Source organism: Vibrio sp. (assembly GCF_050299255.1).
In the GTDB taxonomy this organism is placed as follows: Bacteria; Pseudomonadota; Gammaproteobacteria; order Enterobacterales; family Vibrionaceae; genus Vibrio.
In genome coordinates, this window is the sequence record NZ_JBNKVP010000125.1 from 1 (window position 1) to 5,771 (window position 5,771).

At 51.2% G+C, this 5,771-nt stretch carries 8 protein-coding genes; 4 read left to right on the forward strand and 4 right to left on the reverse strand.

The annotated features are described in order from the left end of the window. The 4 genes from ACQY6F_RS17945 to ACQY6F_RS17960 all read right to left on the reverse strand — a co-directional run. The coding region (locus tag ACQY6F_RS17945; protein WP_428776403.1) for an LrgB family protein at positions 1 to 275 on the reverse strand (275 nt) is incomplete at its 3' end. Then, entirely contained in the window at positions 275 to 640 is a 366-nt protein-coding gene (locus ACQY6F_RS17950; RefSeq protein ID WP_428776404.1) for a CidA/LrgA family protein, read from the reverse strand. The genes ACQY6F_RS17945 and ACQY6F_RS17950, both read right to left, overlap by 1 nt. 36 nt (positions 641 to 676) lie before the next feature. Then, entirely contained in the window at positions 677 to 2,101 is a 1,425-nt protein-coding gene (gene sbcB, locus ACQY6F_RS17955; protein WP_428776405.1) for an exodeoxyribonuclease I, read from the reverse strand. A gap of 144 nt (positions 2,102 to 2,245) precedes the next feature. After that, the gene (locus ACQY6F_RS17960; protein WP_428776406.1) at positions 2,246 to 2,947 is read right to left on the reverse strand and encodes an NAD(P)H-binding protein; all 702 of its coding nucleotides are present in this window, start codon (positions 2,945 to 2,947) and stop codon (positions 2,246 to 2,248) included. 183 nt (positions 2,948 to 3,130) lie between these two features. Here ACQY6F_RS17960 and ACQY6F_RS17965 point away from each other — a divergent pair, with 183 nt between their 5' ends. From ACQY6F_RS17965 to ACQY6F_RS17980, 4 genes are all read left to right on the forward strand, one after another. Continuing rightward, the gene (locus tag ACQY6F_RS17965; RefSeq protein ID WP_428776408.1) at positions 3,131 to 3,742 is read left to right on the forward strand and encodes a flavin reductase family protein; all 612 of its coding nucleotides are present in this window, start codon (positions 3,131 to 3,133) and stop codon (positions 3,740 to 3,742) included. Positions 3,743 to 3,757: 15 nt separating this feature from the next. Beyond that, on the forward strand, positions 3,758 to 4,801 hold the full coding sequence (gene cobT, locus ACQY6F_RS17970) for a nicotinate-nucleotide--dimethylbenzimidazole phosphoribosyltransferase (RefSeq protein WP_428776409.1): 1,044 nt from the start codon (positions 3,758 to 3,760) through the stop codon (positions 4,799 to 4,801). A 20-nt stretch (positions 4,802 to 4,821) separates the two neighbouring features. Next, positions 4,822 to 5,622, forward strand: coding sequence for an adenosylcobinamide-GDP ribazoletransferase (locus tag ACQY6F_RS17975; protein WP_428776411.1), 801 nt, complete (start codon positions 4,822 to 4,824; stop codon positions 5,620 to 5,622). Further along, positions 5,619 to 5,771: bifunctional adenosylcobinamide kinase/adenosylcobinamide-phosphate guanylyltransferase (locus ACQY6F_RS17980; RefSeq protein ID WP_428776412.1), on the forward strand; the 153-nt coding region annotated here is incomplete at its 3' end. The genes ACQY6F_RS17975 and ACQY6F_RS17980, both read left to right, overlap by 4 nt.

The following is a 5,771-nucleotide window of genomic DNA, read 5'->3' on the forward strand; positions in this document are numbered from 1 at the left end:
CCCACCCCACAGGCCAACATAATAATCCGCCAGTTCTCCCGTATTTGCGGCAGCTGTTCATACAGTGGATAGGCCAGAGCGACCACGGACGGTGCCAGCAGATCGTTGATGAGCTGATTCTGAGCGAAATAGTGTTTGAATGGCACATCGAGCCACAGCAGTAGCGGAATCAAGATAACCAGGCTGACCAGCAGCGGATTGCAAATCGGGTTGTTGACCTTACGACTGAGCCAGCGGGCAAAAAAGAAGACGGCCACGGTAATCGGCAACCACATTATTTATTGCCTCCCTTTAGCATTCGATCCAGCCCCCAGGCTAAAGTCACTAACACAAACAGGGTGCCACCAATAGCACTGGCCAATATGGCTAACGCATTGGCGGAAAGGGTGTCAAAATGATCGATCAGGCCGACGCTCACCGGTACAAACAATAGGATCATATAGCGAATAAACAGGTTGGCACTGGGCTGAACCCATTTCACCGGCACCAGTCCCGAGGCTAACAGAGTAAACAGCAGCAGCATGCCAATGATGCTGCCAGGAATGGATATACCGAGCAGCTGTTGTACTTTGTTACCCGCCAGCAGGCAGAGAAAAATCAGCCCCATTGAGATGGGATAGGTTAGCCATTTAGCTTGCATGATTCTGATCCAAGATTGTCAATCCATTGAACCTGGTTAAGAGACCAGCGACTCTACATAACGGTAAACCGATTTTAGAATATGCATTTTTTCCGCGTCACCATCATGTTCGTGAACTAAGTTTTCCAGGTTTAGCATGTAATCGCCAATCTGATTTTCGAAATAATCACGACAGTGCAGTTGCCAGCGTTGTTGCTCCTGCTCGCTTAAAGTCCAGGGGAAATTTCTGGCCCGATAGCGGAAAAGCAGCGGTTTGATCCGGGCATCTTTAACGGAAATATCCAGCGCCGCCAGGTTTTCGGCATCGGTCTGACGGATGATGTCCATTGCGGCTCGATCGGCGGGAGAAAAAAAACCATCGTAAAGCTGAGTATCTACATCACCATCCGAGTCAAACTGTCTTTCTTGCTGATAGACAGTGATCAGCTTCTCGCGAATTTCAGGATGATTTTTGATCTGTTGCAGATTATTCAGGCATGCCTGACGGTCGATACCGATCTTGCCAGCATTTTCGGCCGTCAATGTTTTCGCCGGAGCCAGGATAGGGCACTTATTAAGATGTATCAGCTTCACCGGAACCGGCAATTCATTTTCCGCTAAATCAGCCCGGCGGGTGTACAGCCGCTGATGCAACTCTTCACCAGTTAAATCGAACAGCGGTTGTGGATCTTTGGCCAGATCTATCGCAATCACGGCATTCTGATTGGTCGGGTGCCAGGCCACGGGTACGATCCAACTGGTGTACTGACAATCACGGCCAAACATCCCAGACACATGCATCAACGGAGTCATATTGACGATATCAACCAGTTCATTCAACTTGCGTTTTTGGCGCATCTGCAAGAAATAGTTGAACAGTTTCGGTTGAGCCGCGCGAACTTTTTTCGCCATCTCTATTGTGGCGATCACGTCGGCCATCGCATCGTGGGCATTTTCGTGCTCGATGCCATTGGCAACCGACAGGTGCTCCAGTTTAAAACTCGGGTAACCTTCATCATTTTCAGGCCAGACAACCCCTTCAGGACGAAGTGCGTGACAGGCACGAAATACATCCAGCAGATCCCAGCGAGAATTGCCGTTTTGCCAACTCCAGCCATACGGGTCAATAAAGTTGCGGTAACAGGTGTAGCGGGTCACTTCGTCGTCAAAGCGAATACTGTTATAGCCAAGGCTAATGGTGTTAGGCCGCGACAGCTCGGCATGTATTTTGGCGATAAACTCGGGTTCCGGCAGGCCTTTGGCATTGGCTGTTTGTGGAGTGATCCCGGTGATCAATGCCGCCTCAGGTGACGGCAGATAATCGCTTGGCAATTGACAGTAGATGACCAGCGGTTCTCCGATGATATTAAAGTCCATATCGGTACGGACACCGGCAAACTGGCTTGGCCTGTCCCGGCCCGGGCTTGTTCCCCAGGTTTCATAATCGAAGAAAAAAAAGGTAGCTTGCGGATCGTCGGCCATAGCGGGTGCAACTTTACTGTTTGATGGATATCGCGCTATTAGACCACCCAATTTGGAGCTTAGCAAACATAGGCTTAGTAAGCTGGCGAATCTTAGCGCCGAATGGACGATTTATTGTTCTTTTGGTGGTGAGAATTCGCTCGACTAGCGGTAACGCTCCAGCAATTTTCGCATTTGAATACTGTCGAGCCGCTGACATGGGGCTGGTGTTATTTCCGCCAGGTTGTCAAACACGCTGTACAGCATCGCTTGTGCGACATGCTCTGCGCGAATCGGAATAAATTTGCCAAGTGGCCCCACCATAATTGGCCTTAAGATTTTCAGGACAGACTGAACTACCGACTCGTCCCACCTTGGTTCGTCCCGGATCCCTTTTAACGGCCCGGGCCGGACGAAGGTCACCTGCTCGAATCCCATACGACTTATGGTCGCTTCCATCCTGCCTTTACACTTTAAGTAATGAGAGAGGGAGCGGGGAGATGCGCCGACACTCGATACCACCGCGAGTCGTTTGACACCGAGTAATTTCATCTGTTGGGCGACATCGCAAACCAGCTGATAATCCACCTGTGCCAGTGCCTCTTTAGAGCCGGCCTGTTTGAGCGTACTACCCAGGCAGATGAAACCAACTGTTGGGCGAGGGTTATCATCTTCCCACTGTTTCACTTCCAGATTCGAATCCTGGATCAGTTCCAGCTTGGGATGAAAGTAGTGCAGTGGTTTGCGCACCAGGGCATATAAATGTCCGATGGCGCTCTCTTCAAGCATCAGTTTTACCAGTTCTCCACCAACCAGACCGGAGCCACCGGCTATGATTGCGACGGTATTGTCACCTGTAATCGCCATTTCTGTTCACTTAGTCACTGAGCAATATTTCGACAAATAACCACAAAATAGTAGCCCAGTCTGTGACTTACAGCATAATTGACCCGGTTAACTCATAATTGACGGCGTTTTGCTGGCTAGTGCCAGTGAGTAATTCAGGGTAGACTTTGCCTCAGGATTTGGATTGAAAATCAAGGAAGTAGAATGAACATTGATTTGAGCGGTTTGGCACCGAACCAAATTTATCACCTGATGACCCAGAGCGTGATTCCACGTCCGATCGCCTGGACACTGACCGATTCCGGCGAGGCTAATTATAACCTGGCGCCGTTTTCTTATTTTACCCCCGTCTCCAGCAATCCGCCGTTGCTAATGATTTCTGTCGGTAAGAAGCCGGGCGGTGAAGTGAAAGACACCACCCGGAATGTGCTGGAAACCGGCAAGCTGGTGATTCACATCGCGAGTGTAACCAGTGCCAATCATGTCACTCAATCCTCAGCAACACTGGATCACGGCCATTCAGAAGTCGATGAAAACCAGTTGGAACTGGTCCCGTTTGAAGGGTTTGAACTGCCCAGGCTGAAAGATTGTCCGATTGCGTTTGGTTGTTCGCTGCTTGAAGTGAAAGAGATAGGCGAAACTCCTCAAAGCCTGATATTTGCCCAGATTGAAGAAGTGTATCTTGATCCCGCGATCATCGATAACAGTTCTGAGCGCTTGAAAATTGATGCGCTCAAAGTGAATCCGCTCTCTCGCCTGGGCGGAAGTGAGTACGCGGTACTGGACCGTGTGTTTAAAATTGCCAGGCCAAGTTAAAGGAGCGCCCGATAAATGAAACAGAACAACAGCTTAGATCGCCGCCATGTGGAAGCCATCTGGCAAAGAATTGAGCAAAAAACCAAACCCCTTGGAGCGCTCGGACAACTGGAGCATTTGGCGGCTCAGTTAGCGCTGATCCAAAGCCAGGGCAAGCTACAACCGGCCAGTAAAATCGAATTGAAATCACCAACGCTGGTTATTTTTGCCGGTGATCATGGTATTGCCGATGAGGGCGTCAGCATCGCACCGAGTGTCGTTACCCAGCAAATGGTGGCGAACTTTCTTGCCGGCGGTGCTGCCGCAAACTGTTTTTGTCGCACCAGTCAGGTTGATATGCGGGTGGTTGATTGCGGTATGCTTGCGCCGGTAGAGAGTGATAACCCATGCCTGACACTACATCGGCTCGGATGCGGAACGGCCAATTTTGCCAACCAGCCAGCAATGAAGATAGAACAGCAAACCGAAGGGCTGTTGCTGGGCGAACAACTGGTTGATGAGCTGGTCGACGCAGGCTGCAACCTGCTGATGTTCGGCGAAATGGGAATTGGTAATACCAGTTCAGCCGCAGCCATTTTATTGGCCTTAAGCCAGCTTACGCCAGAACAGTGTGTCGGACGGGGAACCGGTATTGATGACCAGCAATATCAACGCAAACTGCAGCTAGTGACAGATGCCGTGAAGCGGTGTCAGGGTATGACGCCACAACAGGTGCTGGCGGAAGTGGGCGGGTTTGAAATTGTCCAGACTGTCGGGGCGATGCTTGGCGCGTATCGACGTCAGGTCCCGGTTTTGGTCGATGGATTCATTATTACCGTTGCCGCCTACGTGGCGACACTGATTGAACCTGGCGTTCGTGACTACTTGATTTTTGCTCACCGCTCTGAAGAAGCGGCGCACGGATTAGTGCTGCAGATGCTAGAAGCTCGTCCGCTGTTAGATCTGTCGCTGCGTCTGGGCGAGGGAACCGGCTCGCTACTGGCCATGCCACTGCTGCATGCAGCAGCTGAGTTTTACAACAATATGGCCAGTTTTGCCGATGCCGGTGTAACGGTATAGATGTAAGGGTAACGGTATCAATGAAAGCCACGGTTAAGTACCAACTGGAGTTGTTCTGGCTGGCGTTGAGTTTTTTCTCTCGACTGCCTGTTCCTGCCGATGTCCCGTACTCCGAGCAACGAATGAACCAGGCGGGTCGCTACTTTTCGCTGGTTGGAGTCTTGTTGGGCTTGCTGTGCGCACTCTGTTACCTCTGGTTGTCGCTCTGGTTGCCCGTCTCGGTGGCCGTTATCGTCACCATGACATTCAGCCTGCTGCTGACGGGTGCTTTTCATGAAGACGGCCTGACGGATATGGCGGACGGCGTGGGGGGCGGCATGACAACCGAAAGTCGCCTTACCATTATGAAAGACAGCCGTATCGGTACCTATGGCGCAGCAACGCTCTGCCTGGCATTAGTTGGTAAATTTGTGCTGCTTTCAGAACTGGCGGCTGCGCTACCCATGCTGATGGTCTGGATAATGGCTTATAGCCTGAGCCGGGCGGTGGCGGCGAGTCTGATTTATGACCTGCCTTATGTCAGCGACACTGATACCAGTAAATCGAAACCACTCGCCAGTCGCCAGAGCAAGCGTGAATTAATACTATTGCTACTGATTGGGCTGATTCCATTGATTGCTTTTTCACCGCTAACCATACTGACCGTTATTCTGGTCATGGTGGTAGTACGTTATAGCTTTAAATCCTGGCTGCTAAGCCGGTTAGGTGGCTTCACCGGTGACTGTCTGGGCGCGCTGCAGCAAATTGCCGAACTGGCTATCTATTTCATCTTGGTTGCGCTGGCGCACAACGGTTGGCTGGTGATGGGAGGCATAGCATGAGCATTCATCTGGTATTAGGCGGCGCACGTTCCGGCAAGTCCAGTTTTGCTGAACAGCAGGTTCGTCACAGGGCAGAGCAACAGGGTTTGCGGCTTAACTATGTCGCGACCGCAGAACCGTTTGACGATGAAATGCGTGCTCGCATCGCG